Source organism: Klebsiella sp. CSG-1 (assembly GCF_056521145.1).
In genome coordinates, this window is the sequence record NZ_JBWNLD010000008.1 from 154,870 (window position 1) to 169,889 (window position 15,020).

General features: G+C 57.5%; 8 protein-coding genes and 2 pseudogenes. 6 read left to right on the forward strand and 4 right to left on the reverse strand.

What is annotated here, in order from left to right:
- Positions 1 to 101 precede the first annotated feature (101 nt).
- The gene (locus AC007G_RS19505) at positions 102 to 2,222 is read left to right on the forward strand and encodes a TonB-dependent siderophore receptor (RefSeq protein WP_407300197.1); all 2,121 of its coding nucleotides are present in this window, start codon (positions 102 to 104) and stop codon (positions 2,220 to 2,222) included.
- Positions 2,223 to 2,311: 89 nt separating this feature from the next.
- Here AC007G_RS19505 and emtA read toward each other — a convergent pair whose 3' ends face one another.
- Complete coding sequence (gene emtA / locus AC007G_RS19510; RefSeq protein WP_142630700.1) at positions 2,312 to 2,923, reverse strand: membrane-bound lytic murein transglycosylase EmtA; 612 nt, start codon at positions 2,921 to 2,923, stop codon at positions 2,312 to 2,314.
- A gap of 95 nt (positions 2,924 to 3,018) precedes the next feature.
- Here emtA and ldcA point away from each other — a divergent pair, with 95 nt between their 5' ends.
- Both ldcA and AC007G_RS19520 read left to right on the forward strand, forming a co-directional pair.
- Positions 3,019 to 3,933 carry a muramoyltetrapeptide carboxypeptidase gene (gene ldcA / locus AC007G_RS19515; RefSeq protein ID WP_131063690.1) on the forward strand — a complete coding sequence of 305 codons (915 nt, stop codon included), beginning with the start codon at positions 3,019 to 3,021 and terminating at the stop codon, positions 3,931 to 3,933.
- A 92-nt stretch (positions 3,934 to 4,025) separates the two neighbouring features.
- A pseudogene (locus tag AC007G_RS19520) lies at positions 4,026 to 5,741 on the forward strand (potassium/proton antiporter); the annotation flags it as partial.
- Here the strand turns inward: AC007G_RS19520 and AC007G_RS19525 are convergent.
- Positions 5,694 to 5,795: pseudogene (locus AC007G_RS19525) on the reverse strand (hypothetical protein); the annotation flags it as partial. The pseudogenes AC007G_RS19520 and AC007G_RS19525 sit on opposite strands and share 48 nt — an antisense overlap.
- Positions 5,796 to 5,924: 129 nt before the next feature.
- Here AC007G_RS19525 and AC007G_RS19530 point away from each other — a divergent pair.
- A complete protein-coding gene (locus AC007G_RS19530; protein ID WP_032687021.1) occupies positions 5,925 to 6,893 on the forward strand; it encodes a threonine ammonia-lyase in 969 nt (322 codons plus the stop codon).
- A gap of 269 nt (positions 6,894 to 7,162) precedes the next feature.
- Here AC007G_RS19530 and AC007G_RS19535 read toward each other — a convergent pair whose 3' ends face one another.
- Together AC007G_RS19535 and AC007G_RS19540 are read right to left on the reverse strand one after the other, a co-directional pair.
- A complete protein-coding gene (locus AC007G_RS19535) occupies positions 7,163 to 9,850 on the reverse strand; it encodes a cation-transporting P-type ATPase (protein WP_032695260.1) in 2,688 nt (895 codons plus the stop codon).
- A 50-nt stretch (positions 9,851 to 9,900) separates the two neighbouring features.
- Positions 9,901 to 10,332, reverse strand: a complete 432-nt coding sequence (locus AC007G_RS19540; RefSeq protein WP_032695261.1) for a universal stress protein — start codon at positions 10,330 to 10,332, stop codon at positions 9,901 to 9,903.
- A gap of 532 nt (positions 10,333 to 10,864) precedes the next feature.
- Between AC007G_RS19540 and AC007G_RS19545 the strand changes: the two genes are divergently transcribed.
- Together AC007G_RS19545 and AC007G_RS19550 are read left to right on the forward strand one after the other, a co-directional pair.
- Entirely contained in the window at positions 10,865 to 11,950 is a 1,086-nt protein-coding gene (locus tag AC007G_RS19545) for an efflux RND transporter periplasmic adaptor subunit (protein ID WP_032699400.1), read from the forward strand.
- The gene (locus tag AC007G_RS19550) at positions 11,950 to 15,003 is read left to right on the forward strand and encodes an efflux RND transporter permease subunit (protein ID WP_142630701.1); all 3,054 of its coding nucleotides are present in this window, start codon (positions 11,950 to 11,952) and stop codon (positions 15,001 to 15,003) included. Before AC007G_RS19545 ends, AC007G_RS19550 begins: the two co-directional genes overlap by 1 nt.
- Positions 15,004 to 15,020: the final 17 nt, after the last annotated feature.

A 15,020-nucleotide genomic window follows, 5' to 3' on the forward strand; every position in this document is an offset into this window, starting at 1 on the left:
CGATAATAATTCGCATTACTTTTTTACGAAAGATGACACTTTCGTTTTTTATGCGTGGTGGCGTACAGGAGTACCAGGCTACGTCAACTCAGGATTATGTCATGACCGCTCGCGTCATCTTCAAACGCCCGGCGCTGCTGTACGCGCTGGCCAGCGTCTTCCCGTTTGCCAGCCTGGCGGAAGAGACGGTTATCGTCACCGCGCAACCCATCGACTCTGCCATCTCGCCAACGCAGGGCTATAGCGCCAAAACCTCGGCCGGCGCGACCAAAACCGATCAGCCGTTGATTACCACCGCGCAATCGGTCTCCGTCATCACCCGTCAACAGATGGATGATCAGGGAGCCAATACCATCAGCCAGGCGCTGGAATACACTCCGGGGGTTTACTCCAGCTTCGGCGGCGGCGCAACCCGCTTTGATACGGTATCGCTACGCGGCTACCACGGCGGTGATGTTGATAACCTGTTTCTCGACGGCATGCGCCTGATGAGCGACGGCGGTAGCCACAACGTCCTGCAAATCGATCCGTGGTTTGTTGAACGGGTTGACGTCATCCGCGGCCCCTCTTCGGCGCTGTACGGTCAGAGCGTGCCGGGCGGGGTGGTGAATCTGACCTCCAAACGTCCGCAGTTTACCTCGGAAGGCCATTTCCGCCTCAGCGGCGGGACGCAGAATACCAAAGGGGCCGCCTTCGATTATACCGATGCCCTCAACGATCAATGGGCTTACCGGATTATCGGCATGACGCGCACCAGCGATACTCAGTACGATAACACCCGCGAAGAACGCTACGCTATTTCGCCTTCCCTGCTCTGGCAACCGGATACTGACACCTCGCTGCTGCTGCGCGCCTACCTGCAAAAAGATCCGTCAGGCGGCTATCACGGTTCGCTGCCGCTGGAAGGCACCCGCTATGCCCACAACGGGCGTAAGCTCTCCACCAGCACCAACGAAGGCGATCCGTCAGACGGGTATCAGCGCCGCGAGCAGATCTACAGCTACGAGTTCACTCACCAGTTCAATGACGTCTGGTCGGCCTACTCCGCCGGAAGCTATACCCACACCAACGTATCGCTGGATCAGGTGTATCAGGTCGGCTGGATTGATGACAGCGATAGTCTGGCGCGCGGCTACAGCGGCTCGCGCGGTTCGCTGGATGCCTGGTCAACCGATAACCGCCTGCGCGCCGATTTCACCACCGGCGAACTGGCCCATACGCTGATTCTCGGTGGAGAATATCACCGTTTCCGCAACGATCTGTGGACCGGTGCCGGCAGCGCGTCGCCTCTCGATCCGTTCAGCGGCTATAGCGCGCAGACCGGACATACCGTGACCTACAGCGATAACAACAACCGCCGCTATTACCAGACCGGGATCTATCTGCAGGACGAAATGGTCTGGGCGCGCTGGCATCTGGATGTGTCCGGGCGTTACGACCGTATTGTTTCGCAGCAGGTCAGCGATACCTTCGGCACCTCCAGCCGCCGCTCCGATGACCATATCAGCGGCCGGGCATCGCTGCTGTATGCCCTGGAAAACGGCCTCTCGCCGTATCTGAGCTATAGCCAGGCGATTACCCCTGCGATGCTGCCGGGCGCCGACGGTACCCTGCTGAAACCCACCACTGCAGAACAGCTGGAAGCGGGGCTGAAGTTCCAGCCGCCGGGCTCCGCCGATATGTACAGCATCGCGGTCTACGATTTAACGCAAAAAGATGTGGCGACGCGCGATCCAAACATCGCCACCGCGACCTTTATTCCAGCAGGAAAAGTTCACTCTCAGGGCGTGGAGCTGGAGATGCGCAACCAGATTACGCCTGAGCTGAGCACCCTCGCCTCCTACACCTGGAACCGCCTGCGCTTCCAGGACACCAAAGATGGGACGAGCGACAATACGCCGCAGCTGACGCCGGATCAGATGGCCTCTTTCTGGGCGCGCTATCAGTTCCCGGCGGGGATCAGCGCCGGGGCTGGCGTACGCTATATCGGGAAACAGTGGGCGGATGACGCTAATACCGAACGCCTGCCGTCGGTCACCTTACTGGATGCGATGGTGCGCGCCGATCTCGGCGTCTGGTCGCCGTCGTTGAAAGGGGCTTTTGTGCAGGTTAACGCCAATAACCTCAGCGACCGGGAGTATCTCTCCGGCTGCTACGGAACCGGCAACTGCTACTGGGGAGCCGAACGCAGCGTGACCGCTACCGTCGGCTACGACTTCTAAGGATTGTCTGAAAAACATTCCGCTCGCGCTGTGCTCTACGGATGACACCCGACGTGTCGCCCCGTGAAGCGCAGCGCGAGCGCAGGCGGCTACATGGCGTCCAGCGCCTGCTGCAGCTTCCAGATATAGCGCGGAGCCTGCGGAGCCGGATGTTTTTTCACCACGTGCTCAAAGAACTCATCGGCATCCAAATCGTTAATCTCGTCAATCGCATCCTGACGATTCGAGGAGAAGGTACGCAGGAGCGCCCCGGCGCCATTGGCGTAGGAGACCACCACCGCATAGCGCATCACCTGCGGATCTTTAATCCCGGCAAGCGGGCCATTCTCAAGGATACTCAGATAGGCCGCGCCCATCGAGATATTACGTTCGGGGTTTTTCAGCTCGCTGACCGACGGCTCGCCGCGCCAGCCCATGCGCCGGTAGACATCGCGCCCGGAAGTGGAAGGCTTCAGCTGCATCAGGCCTACTGCTCCGGATTTGCTGATAACCGTCGGGTTGCCACCGGATTCAATGGCGATAATCGCCGTCACCAGCTGCGGGTCAACGCCCCACGCCGCGCCGGCTTTTTCACTGATCGGCATCCACTGCATCGCCCGCTTAACCGGAACTTCAGCGTTCCACGGCGGGTTACGGTAATCCTGTTTTGAGCTACAACCGGCCAACAATACAACGATAAAAACATACCATCTCAATTTCACACATCTATCCTTATTGGCTGAAGTTTGCCGCCTGGAGATGACAATAATCGCTCCAGGCGGCATGATAACCCTTTCATTCTTAGCAAGGAATTGTCATGTCTCAGTTTTATCTGGTCGCCCCCTCAGGTTACTGCCTCAACCAGGAGGCAGCATACCGCGGCGTTCAACGTCTGCAGGAAGCCGGGCATCAGGTCCTGCACCAGGAGGTCATCCCTCGCCGCCAGCAGCGGTTTGCCGGAACTGAGCATGAGCGCCTGAACGACATTAACCAACTGGCGACCCTCGACGGCGCTAACCGCATCGTGATGGCGGTACGCGGCGGCTACGGCGCCAGCCGCCTGCTGCCGCACATCGACTGGCAGGCCCTCGCTGCGCGCCAGCGGCAGAACCCGCTAATCATTTGCGGACACAGCGATTTTACAGCGATTCAGATGGGCCTGCTGGCAAAGGGTAGCATAATCACCTTCAGTGGTCCGATGCTGGCCGGTAACTTTGGCGCCGAAACCATGGACCCGTTTACCGAACACCACTTCTGGCAGGCGCTGCGCAACCCGGAATTTACCCTCGAGTGGCAGGGCGAAGGCCCGGATTGCCGGGCCCAGGGAACTCTGTGGGGCGGCAATCTGGCGATGATAACCTCGCTGATTGGCACGCCGTGGCTGCCGCAAATCGCCAACGGCATTCTGGTGCTGGAAGATATTAACGAGCATCCGTTCCGCGTCGAACGGATGCTGCTGCAGCTGCTCAATAGTGGTATCCTCGCGAATCAGCGCGCCATCGTCCTCGGCAGCTTTACCGGCGCCCGACCTAACGATTACGACGCGGGCTATGATTTACCGCAGGTCCGTGATTATCTTCGCGCACAGCTCGCTGTTCCGCTCATCAGCGGGTTGGACTTCGGCCACGAGCAGCGGACCGTGACTCTGCCCCTCGGCGCGAATGCGCTGCTGGTGAACAACGCGGCCACCACCACCTTAACGCTCAGCGGGCATCCGGTACTGACAGAATAAAAACTTCCGTTACACATTTTCGGATACTCTGCAGATTGTTAAAATGATGTCACTTTCATAAAACCTTCACGCCAGTAAGGAGTACGTCAACTTTGGACGCCGGTGCGGTCATTAGTCTGTTTATTCTGGGTTCTGTATTAGTAACCTGTAGCATTTTATTGAGTTCCTTTTCCTCACGCCTTGGCATCCCGATTCTGGTTATTTTCCTTGCCATCGGTATGCTGGCCGGCGTCGATGGTATCGGCGGCATCCCTTTTGACAACTACCCTTTCGCCTACATGGTGAGTAACCTGGCGCTGGCGGTGATCCTGCTGGACGGCGGCATGCGCACCCAGGCGAGCTCGTTTCGCGTCGCGCTCTGGCCCGCCCTCTCACTGGCGACCGTTGGCGTGCTGATCACCTCCTGTCTGACCGGGATGATGGCCGCGTGGCTGTTCCATCTCGATCTTATCGAGGGGATGCTGATCGGCGCGATTGTCGGCTCCACCGACGCCGCGGCGGTCTTCTCGTTGCTCGGCGGCAAAGGGCTGAACGAACGCGTGGGCTCCACGCTGGAGATTGAATCCGGTAGCAATGATCCGATGGCGGTATTCCTGACCATTACCCTTATCGAGATGATTCAGCAGCATGAAACCGGCCTGAGCTGGATGTTTGCCGTGCATATCGTGCAGCAGTTCGGCCTCGGTATTGCGATTGGTCTCGGCGGCGGTTATCTGCTGTTGCAGATGATTAACCGTATCGTGCTCCCTGCGGGACTCTATCCGCTGCTGGCGCTGAGCGGCGGGATTATGATTTTTGCCGTCACCACGTCGCTGGACGGCAGCGGTATTCTGGCGGTGTATCTGTGCGGCTTCCTGCTCGGCAACCGGCCGATTCGCAACCGCCACGGGATCCTGCAGAACTTTGACGGGCTGGCGTGGCTGGCGCAAATCGCCATGTTCCTTGTGCTCGGTCTGCTGCTCACGCCGTCGGATCTGTGGCCTATCGCCATCCCGGCGCTGCTGCTGTCAATGTGGATGATTTTCGTCGCCCGCCCGCTGTCGGTCTTCGCCGGCCTGCTGCCATTTCGCGGCTTTAACCTGCGCGAGCGGGTGTTTATCAGCTGGGTTGGCCTGCGCGGCGCGGTGCCGATTATTCTCGCCGTCTTCCCGATGATGGCGGGCCTTGACAACGCCCGCTTGTTCTTTAACGTCGCCTTCTTCGTGGTGCTGGTCTCGCTGCTGCTGCAGGGAACGTCCCTCTCCTGGGCGGCGAAAAAAGCCAAAGTGGTGGTTCCGCCGGTGGGCTGGCCCATCTCCCGCGTCGGGCTGGATATTCACCCGGAAAACCCCTGGGAGCAGTTTGTTTACCAGCTGAGCGCCGATAAATGGTGCGTCGGCGCGGCGCTGCGCGATCTGCACATGCCGCCGGAAACCCGCATTGCCGCCCTGTTCCGCGACAATGTTCTGCTGCACCCGACCGGTAGCACCCGCCTGCTCGAAGGCGATATTCTCTGCGTGATCGGCCGCGAGCACGACCTGCCGGCGCTGGGTAAAATGTTCAGCCAGTCGCCGCCGGTGGCGCTCGACCAGCGCTTCTTCGGCGACTTTATTCTCGACGCCAGCGCAAAATTCGCCGATGTGGCGCAAATTTACGGCCTTGACGGCGGAGAGGAGTTTCGCGAACGCCAGCAGTCGCTGGGGGACGTGATTCAGGACCTGCTCGGTGCCGCGCCGGTTGTCGGTGACCAGGTGGAGTTCGCCGGAATGCTGTGGACAGTGGCGGAGAAAGAGGAAGACCACGTGCTGAAGGTCGGGGTACGCGTGGCGGAAGACGAGGCGGAGTGATCCGCCTCTTGCTACTCTCGCTTCGGTGAATGGCACCGCCGCATACAGACCCCAGAATCATCTCAACAAACGCGCATCGGCGGCCCTGAGGGCCGCGATGACGCAGGGAAACGCCCCCTGTTTCCTCACCTCTTTTACCCGAGAGCTTTCACAGGAGATATACCGATGACGACTTACATGACTGTGTCTTCCATTGTCGCCGCAGCCGAAAGGGTTAGAGATACAGTCGTGCGAACCCCCACGGTTTGGTCTCCGGGATTATCGGATATGCTGGGAAGAGCGGTTTTTCTTAAACTGGAGAATTTGCAGACCGGGGGTTCATTTAAAGCCAGGGGAGTGCTGAACCTGCTTTCCGCTTTTAGCGGCGAGCGGAAAGATTACCGCTTCGCTGCCGTCAGTGGCGGTAACTTTGGTATCGCAGTGGCAGAGGCTGCCAAAGCGCTCAATATCAACGTCACCGTCATCATGCCGGAAAATGCTCCGGCCTCATCCGTTGAAAAAATACGTCATTCCGGCGCCACGGTCATGATTGAAGAAAATGTCGACGCCGCCTTTGAACGGGCCAGAAACCTTTCACAACAGGGATATCATCTCATTGATGACTGTCGCGACACCCGTGTCGCGGAAGGATATGGCACTCTGGCGCTCGAACTGATTGCGGATTGCCCTTCTTTAACCGACGTGTTTGTTGCGGTCGGTGGCGGTGCCATGCTGGCTGGGGTGGGGACGGTGCTTAAATCCCACAACCCGCATATCCGCATCTGGGGAGTGGAAACGGTGGGCGCCAGTTCAATGTATCAGGCATTAAAAGCGGGCAAGCCTGTAAATGTCGATATCACCTCCGCCGTGTCAACGCTGGGTGTCCCGGTGATTGATCCGTTGATGCTGAAACACGCTCAGCGCTACCTTGAAGAGATAGTCATCGTGTCAGATAACGACGCCGTCTCAGGGATGATCACTTTTGCTGAGCAAGCCAGACAATGGGTGGAACCCGCCAGCGGGACGCTCATTCCTGCGGCCCATGCGGTTATCCCCAAACTTCCCAAAGATGCGGTCATTGGGCTCATCGTATGCGGGGGGAATATTAGCCAGCGGGAGATGAATGTCTGGGCAAAAAATGCCGGGATTAATTAAATGCCAGCGTCCTGTGCCCCCCTGCTTTAGGCTGGCAAAAATGGGCGATCGGCAGAGAGTACTGAAAGCGGCAAAGGGGCGGGTTCAAATTCCAGCGGAATTTTTACCCGCCGCCCACCGGCAACAGAGGCCCGACAGACCTGCTCAAAAAGAATGGCTAATCCCACGCCGGCTCATGCGGCCTGAAGCGCCATTTCCCCCACGGTTAACACAATACGCCTGCTGAACATAAGCGGGCCTGCCCTTGTCCGATGCGACAGCCTCATGTATCAGGCGGTGCGCCATTTCCGGGTTAACGGTTTTTCGACCTCGACAATCAGGAACATCACAAATCCGATGACAAAAGTGATCACCCAATAGCGGAACGGCAGCGCGGTGGTACCAAACAGCATTTGCATAAACGGCGCGTAGATGATCAGCAGCTGCAGCGCCAGCAGGACGGCGCTGACGATCCAGATGCCTCTGTTTGCCAGTAATCCTTTACTCAGAGAAAAGCCGTCGGCGACGCGGCAGTTGAGCATATAAAACCACTGGGCGGTCACCAGCGTCTGCAGCAGGACGGTACGAATAAACTCCGGCGAATAGCCGCGTGGCTGGAGCCAGGCTTCCAGAACAAAGGCGCTCACGGCTATCATCGAACCCACAAAAATCACCCGCCAGATAGCGAAACCATCCATAACATGCAGTTTAGGATCGCGCGGCGGTCGCGCCATAATGTTCTTCTCGCCAGCCTCAAACGCCAGGCCGAACGACAGCGTGGCGGAGGTCGCCATGTTCATCCATAAGATCAGCACCGGGGTCAAAGGAATCAAGTTCCCCGCCAGCAGCGCAATAATGATTAATAACCCCTGCGCCAGGTTGGTCGGCATAATGAAAAGGATGGTTTTCTTCAGGTTATCGTACACCCGCCGCCCTTCTCTGACCGCGCTGGCGATGGTGGCGAAGTTATCATCCGTCAGCACCATATCGGCCGCCTCTTTGGTCACCTCGGTTCCCTTGATGCCCATGGCGATCCCGACATCAGCCTGCTTCAGCGCCGGAGCATCGTTCACCCCGTCGCCGGTCATCCCCACCACCTCTTTTTTACTCTGCAACGCCTGCACCAGACGGAATTTATCTTCCGGGCTGGTACGGGCGAAAATGTCAAATTTCTGCGCCGCTTCGCTGAGCTGCTGGTCGTCCATCACCTCCAGTTCACGCCCGGTGATGGCATTGCCGGCATTGCCAATGCCAAGCATTTTGCCGATACTCATCGCGGTTTGCGGGTGATCGCCAGTGATCATTTTCACCCGAATGCCCGCCTGCAGGCAGTCGCCAATCGCCGTAATCGCTTCCGGACGCGGCGGGTCCATCATCCCGGCAATGCCGAGGAGGATAACCCCCTGCTGCAGATCCTGATGGGTCAGCTCGCTTTGCCCGCTGGCCGCCGGTTTCCACGCCGCCGCGACCATTCGCAACCCTTCCCGCGCGTACTCTTCGATTTTCGCTTCCCAGTAGGGCTGATTCAGCGGCTGCAGGCCATCCTCCGTCTGCTGCTGCTGACAAAGCCGGAACAGCACATCCGGGGCGCCGGTGATTAAGATCATCTCTTCATTACCGATCCGATAGAGCGTCGACATATATTTATATTGCGAATCGAAAGGGATTTTGCTGCGCAATTCTGTGGCCACAGTCGGCAGCGCGACTTTCGCCGCCAGCACTTTCAGCGCCCCTTCCGTTGGACCGCCGGTAATTTTCCATAACCCGCTTTCATCCTTGATAAGCTGGCTGTCATTACATAAATCAATGGTCCTCAAATAGCGCTCAAGCAGCGTACCGGGGGCCACCACAACCGGCCCAGCGCCATCTACCGGGTGAATATTCCCGATCGGTTCATAGCTATCGCCTTCTACCCGATAGACGGTATCCGCCGTAATGACGGCTTTTACCGTCATCTCGTTCATGGTCAGCGTTCCGGTTTTATCCGAGCAGATCACCGTCATCGCCCCGAGGGTCTCAACGGTCGGCAGCTTGCGGATAATCGCCTTCTGCCGCGCCATGGTCTGCACGCCCAAAGAGAGAATGATCGAGATGATCGCCGGCAAACCTTCCGGCACCGACGCCACCGCAAGGCTAATCAGCGAGAGCATCAGCTCTGAAACCGGCATATCGCGAAACAGCAGGCTGAAGACGAACAGCGCGGCCATCATCACCAGGATGATAATAAAGATGGCTTTGCCGAGCTTATCCATCTGTACCAGCAGCGGCGTACGGTGCTTTTCAATATCCGCCATCATCTGGTTGATATGGCCCAGTTCGGTATCCCCGCCGGTCGCCACCACCAGACCTTTCCCGCCGCCGGAACTGACCGTGGTCCCCGAAAACAGCAGGTTCGTGCGATCGCCGAGGGGAAGCTCGCCGCTCAGCGCCTCGGTGTTTTTTTCCACGACCGTCGACTCACCGGTGAGAATCGCCTCTTCCACACGCAGATTGTGGGCTTCAATAACCCGCAGGTCGGCAGGGATTCGGTCACCTGCCCGAATCACCACAATGTCACCCGGCACCAGCGCGGTGGTCGCCACCGTTTCATGGTTCCCCTGACGAATCACCACCGCTTCGCTGGAAAGCATATTGCGAATGCTCTGCAGCGATTTTTCCGCATTACTTTCCTGGATATGGCCAATCAGGGCATTGATCACCGCGACGCCGAGGATCACCAGGGTATCGACCCAGTGCCCCATGACCGCAGTCAGCAGCGCGGCTGCCAGCAGGACGTAGATCAGGACATCGTTGAAATGGGCGAGGAAGCGGAGCCAGGCGGGTTTGCCCGGCTTTTGGGGTAGTGCATTCTCACCGTACTGCTGGAGTCGCGAGGCCGCTTCTGCGCTGCTAATACCTTCGGAGGAACTGTTGGTGCTGGTCAGGGTTTCATCGACGGAGAGCTTGTAGAACGGGCCAGCCGGTTTGTCTGTACTCATAGTTATCTCCTCACTCCTGTAACGGAAATCAGAACAGCATCAGGCCGCCCCTAACGCACAACGAAAACCGGAACGTGGGCATAACGCACGATGCTTGCCGCCTCGGAACCCAGCAAGTGGGTCTGAATATTGGGGTTACGCGAGCCAATAATCACCACATCCGCCTGCAGTTCGTCGGCCAGTTTGATCACCTCATCACGAATATTGCCGCTGCGGACATGAATATGGATGTCACTTTCCGGCAAGGTGGACTTTTTGGCCAGCTCAGCCAGTTTTTCCTCTGAGTTTTTAACCAGATAGTCTTCCATTTTTCGTGCATCGGAAATAAATCCGCGCGTTAGCGCTGGGGAAAACAGAGGGTTTACGTGCACTAAATGAATTTTCCCGGAAGCGCTTTGCGCGAGAAACTGAGCATGGGATAACGCTTTGTCGGCGAGACCAATTTCGAAGACATCAACCGGGACCAGGATATTTTTATACATAGAGACAATCCTTTTATTACCAATAGAATAGTTGGCGATTAACGCCTGACGTGTCGTATTGAGGAAATAATCTCAGAAACAAAAGCTGGCACAAAAGTCGGTATAATTAAACGTAGCACAGGACGGTTAACATGATTAAGCCACCGGTTATTATATTGAAAAATATCACAGAGCCCGCTCACCTCAGACAAATCGGCTGGAAACAGCGCTAAAACTTCGACATAAGGACAATTTTTACTCTTTTTAACATTTCCGTTTTTCTACGACTATGCTCATAATCAGGAGCTATAGTACTTCCAAAAATCACCCCATAATTAGTCATGTGAGAATTTACTTACTATATATCCAGTACTAAAGGAGGCGCGATGTTTGGCTATAGTCTGGTTCGTCTGAGCCTGTTTATCGCCCTGGCAATCATTGCCTGTACGGCGACAGGTTTATTCACTTATGTCGTTGTCTCCGCGTTGGCTGAATAATCATGGCGCTTGTAACAAACATGTAAAATAAATCTATTCACACTGAGGGGAATACAGTGAAGCGTTATTTTTCTCTCATTCCTGTTGTTATTTTAATAACAACAGCTTGCGATCAGAAAGCACCCCAGGTCACGCCACTACCGCGGATGGTTAAAGCGGTGGAGGTAACCGCCGTCGGTGATTCACAGCAACGTATTTTTCCTGCGCGCATCGAATCCGGGGACTCTACGGATCTGTCTTTTAAACGCGGTGGCCAGGTTGAATCGCTCGACGTTCGCCAGGGGGCGAACATTACGCAAGGACAGGTCCTCGCCCGCCTGAACGCGCGGGAAGCCCAACAGCGCTTCAATGAACGACAAACTGCCGCCACGCTCGCGCAGCGGCAGTTCGATCGCTTCCAGACCCTGGCCGGCCGCCAGGCTATTTCGAAAGCTGAAATGGACATCCAGCGCGCCAGCCGCGACTCGGCAAATGCCGCGCTGAAAATTGCCCGCGAAGAGCTCGACCAGATGACGCTAAACGCGCCGTTTAGCGGGGTAGCGGCCAGCGTGCCGGTCCGCAATCACCAGGTGGTCGCCGCCGGCCAGACCATTGTGACCCTGACGCGTAGCGATCTCCTTGATGTGGTCTTCAGTATTCCGGAAAACCTGTTTAGCGCCTTTGATATTCGCAACGCCCAGTACCGCCCGATAGTGAAAATCAACGCCCTGCCGGAGCGCCAGTTCACCGCCCAGTACAAAGAGCATTCCGGCAGCAGCGACAATCATACCCTGACGTGGCAGGTGATTTTGACCATGCCGCGTCCGGCTGATTTCCCTGCGGTGGGCGGCGTCAGCGGAACCGTGACGGTGAATCTGGCAAATCTGCCCGCCAACGCGGGTCATGAGGCGCTGGTGGTGCCGGTTGAGGCGGTGTTCAATCCCGATAATCATCCGCGCAATGAGCCGCACGTGTGGGTAATTAAAGGCGATGGAGAACAGCTGCATCTTGAAGATCGCAAAGTGAGTGTCGGGCAGGTAACCACCCAGGGTGTGGTCATTACCGACGGGCTCAGCGCCGGCGAGCGCGTTGTGGCGGCTGGCGTAAGCGAACTGCATGCCCAACAGCCGGTTCGAATCTGGACGCGTGAACGAGGCCTGTAATGGATATCTCTCGCCAGTTTATTAATAATCCCGTTCGCGTCTGGTTAACTATTCTGCTGCTGGGCATTGGCGGTATTTTTGCCCTGCTCAATATCGGCCGTCTGGAAGATCCGGCCTTTACCATTAAAACGGCGGTGGTCATTACCCACTATCCTGGCGCATCGGCGCAACAGGTCGAAGAAGAGGTCACCCTTCCGCTGGAAAATGCCCTGCAACAGTTGCCCTATCTGGATAACGTCAGCTCTATTTCGTCCAACGGACTCTCGCAGATTACGGTGAACATCGCCTCGAATTACCACTCCGATGAGCTGCCGCAAATCTGGGATGAGCTGCGGCGCAGGGTGGGCGATGCGGCCCGCCTCTTCCCGCCGGGCGTGGTTTCCCCCTTCGTCAACGATGATTTCGGCGACGTGTTTGGCTTCTTCTTTGCCATTTCCGGCGACAGTTTTAGCAATCCGGAGCTGGTCCGCTATGCCGAGCAGCTGCGCCGGGAGCTGGTGCTGGTGCCCGGCGTCGGCAAGGTCGCCATCGGCGGCGCGATCCCCCAGCAAATTAACATTGATATCTCGCTGCCTAAAATGGCGGCCCGCGGCATTACCCTTAATCAACTTTCCGCTCTTCTCAGTCGCCTGAACGTCGTTTCCAGCGCCGGGGAGATAAAATCCGGCAGCGAGTCCATTCGCCTGCATCCCACCGGGGAATTTGACAATATCGACGAACTGGGCGACCTGCCGATCAACCCGCATGGCACGGGAGCGGCGACCCGGCTGCGGGATATTGCGACGATCTCGCGCGGGTTGAGCGAATCCCCGTCCAGCATCTACCACGCCAACGGCCGCCAGGCGGTGACGATGGGCGTCTCGTTTATTCCCGGCGTCAACGTCATCGATGTTGGCCACGCGCTGGAGGCTAAACTGGCGCAAATGTCGGCGGAAAAACCCGCCGGGATTCACCTCGATCTGTTCTACGATCAGGCGGCTGAAGTTGGCCACTCGGTTAACGGCTTTATCACTAATTTCTTAATGGCGCTGGCCATTGTTGTCGGCGTGCTGCTGATCTTTATGGGCGTGCGCAGCGGTATTATTATTGCGTTCTCGCTGGCCCTCAACGTGCTGGGCACGCTGCTGATTATGTACCTGTGGGGTATTGAGCTACAGCGGATTTCGCTGGGGGCGCTCATTATCGCCCTCAGTATGCTGGTCGATAATGCTATCGTGATTGTCGAAGGGGTGCTGATTGCCCGCCAGCAGGGGTCAACGCTGCTGACCGCCATCAACTACGTTATCCGCCGTTCCGCCCTGCCCTTGCTGGGAGCAACGGTGATTGCGATCCTCGCCTTCGCACCTATCGGCCTGTCGCAGGACTCGACGGGGGAATATTGTAAATCGCTGTTCCAGGTACTGTTAATCTCCCTGATGCTCAGCTGGTTCTCGGCGCTCACCATTACCCCGGTGCTGATCAAATGGTGGCTGTTTAAAGGCGCGGCATCCCCGGCGCCGGCCGCTGAGACCGATCCTTACCGCGGGCGCTTCTACCGCAGCTACCAGCGGATCCTCAACGCCCTGTTGCGGCAAAAAACCGTCACCCTCGTGGTGATGGCTGCGCTGCTGGCTGGCGCAGTCTGGGGATTTGGCTCGGTGCGGCAGAACTTTTTCCCGTCATCCAATACGCCGATCTTCTTTGTGGATCTGTGGCTGCCCTACGGCACCGACATTGCCGCCACGGAAAAAATGGCCAGCGATATCGAAACCGCGATTAACGGCCAGCCCGGCGTCGTCACCACCGTGGCCACCGTCGGTCAGGGCAGCATGCGCTTTATCCTCACCTATAGCGGCCAGCGGCAGTACAGCAACTATGCGCAGATTATGGTTCGCATGGACGACCGGCGCAGCATTGACGCCCTCACTCGTCACGTGGATGCCTATATTGCGCGTCACTATCCGCAGGTGAACGCCAGCAGCAAGCGGGTGATGTTTGGTCCGTCCGGCGACAGCGCAATCGAGGTGCGGATTAAAGGCCCCGATCCCGACAGATTGCGGCTGATAGCCAGCCAGGTAAGCACGATCCTCACGGCAGATCCGGCCGTCGGCAGCGTGCGTAACGACTGGCAAAACCGCAGTAAAACGATCCGCCCGCAGTATTCCCCTACCCTGGGGCGCGAGTTGGGGGTGGATAAGCAAGATATCGACAGTGCGCTGCAGATGAATTTCAGCGGTAGCCGCGCCGGGCTGTATCGCGAAGGCGCCGATCTGCTGCCGGTAGTGGTGCGCCCGCCGGCCGCCGAACGTCAGGATGCTAACCATCTGCAAAACGTGCTGGTGTGGAGTCAAAGCCGTCAGCAGTACATTCCGCTAAGCAACGTCGTCAGCGGCTTTAACCTCGAATGGGAAGACCCGTTAATTCTGCGCCGCGACCGCAGCCGCGTGCTCACGGTGATGACCGACCCCGACCCGCTGAGCAATCAAACCTCAGGCGATATTCTGGCGCGGGTCCAGCCGCAGATTGACGCGCTCAGCCTGCCGCACGGCTACAGCATTGAGTGGGGAGGCGATGCCGAGAACTCCAGCGAAGCGCAGCAGGGGCTGTTCACCACCCTGCCATTGGGCTATCTGGTGATGTTCGTCATCACCGTGTTGATGTTCAGCTCGCTGAAGAATGCCATTGCCATCTGGCTGACCGTACCGCTGGCGCTGATCGGCGTGACGCCGGGATTTTTAATTACCGGCATCCCTTTTGGTTTTATGGCGCTTATCGGTCTACTGAGCCTGAGCGGAATGCTTATCCGTAACGGTATCGTGCTGGTTGAAGAGATTGAACAACAAAAACAGGAAAAACCGCAGCACGAGGCGATTATCTATGCGGCAACCTCGCGCTTACGGCCGATACTGCTCACGGCCTTCACCACCGTGCTCGGGCTGGCGCCGCTGCTGCTGGACGTCTTCTTCCAGAGTATGGCGGTGGTTATCATGTTCGGGCTGGGTTTTGCGACCCTTCTGACGCTACTGGTTCTTCCGGTTATTTACGCCTGTTTCCACCCTAAGGATATGCGGTAACCACAATGAACACCACC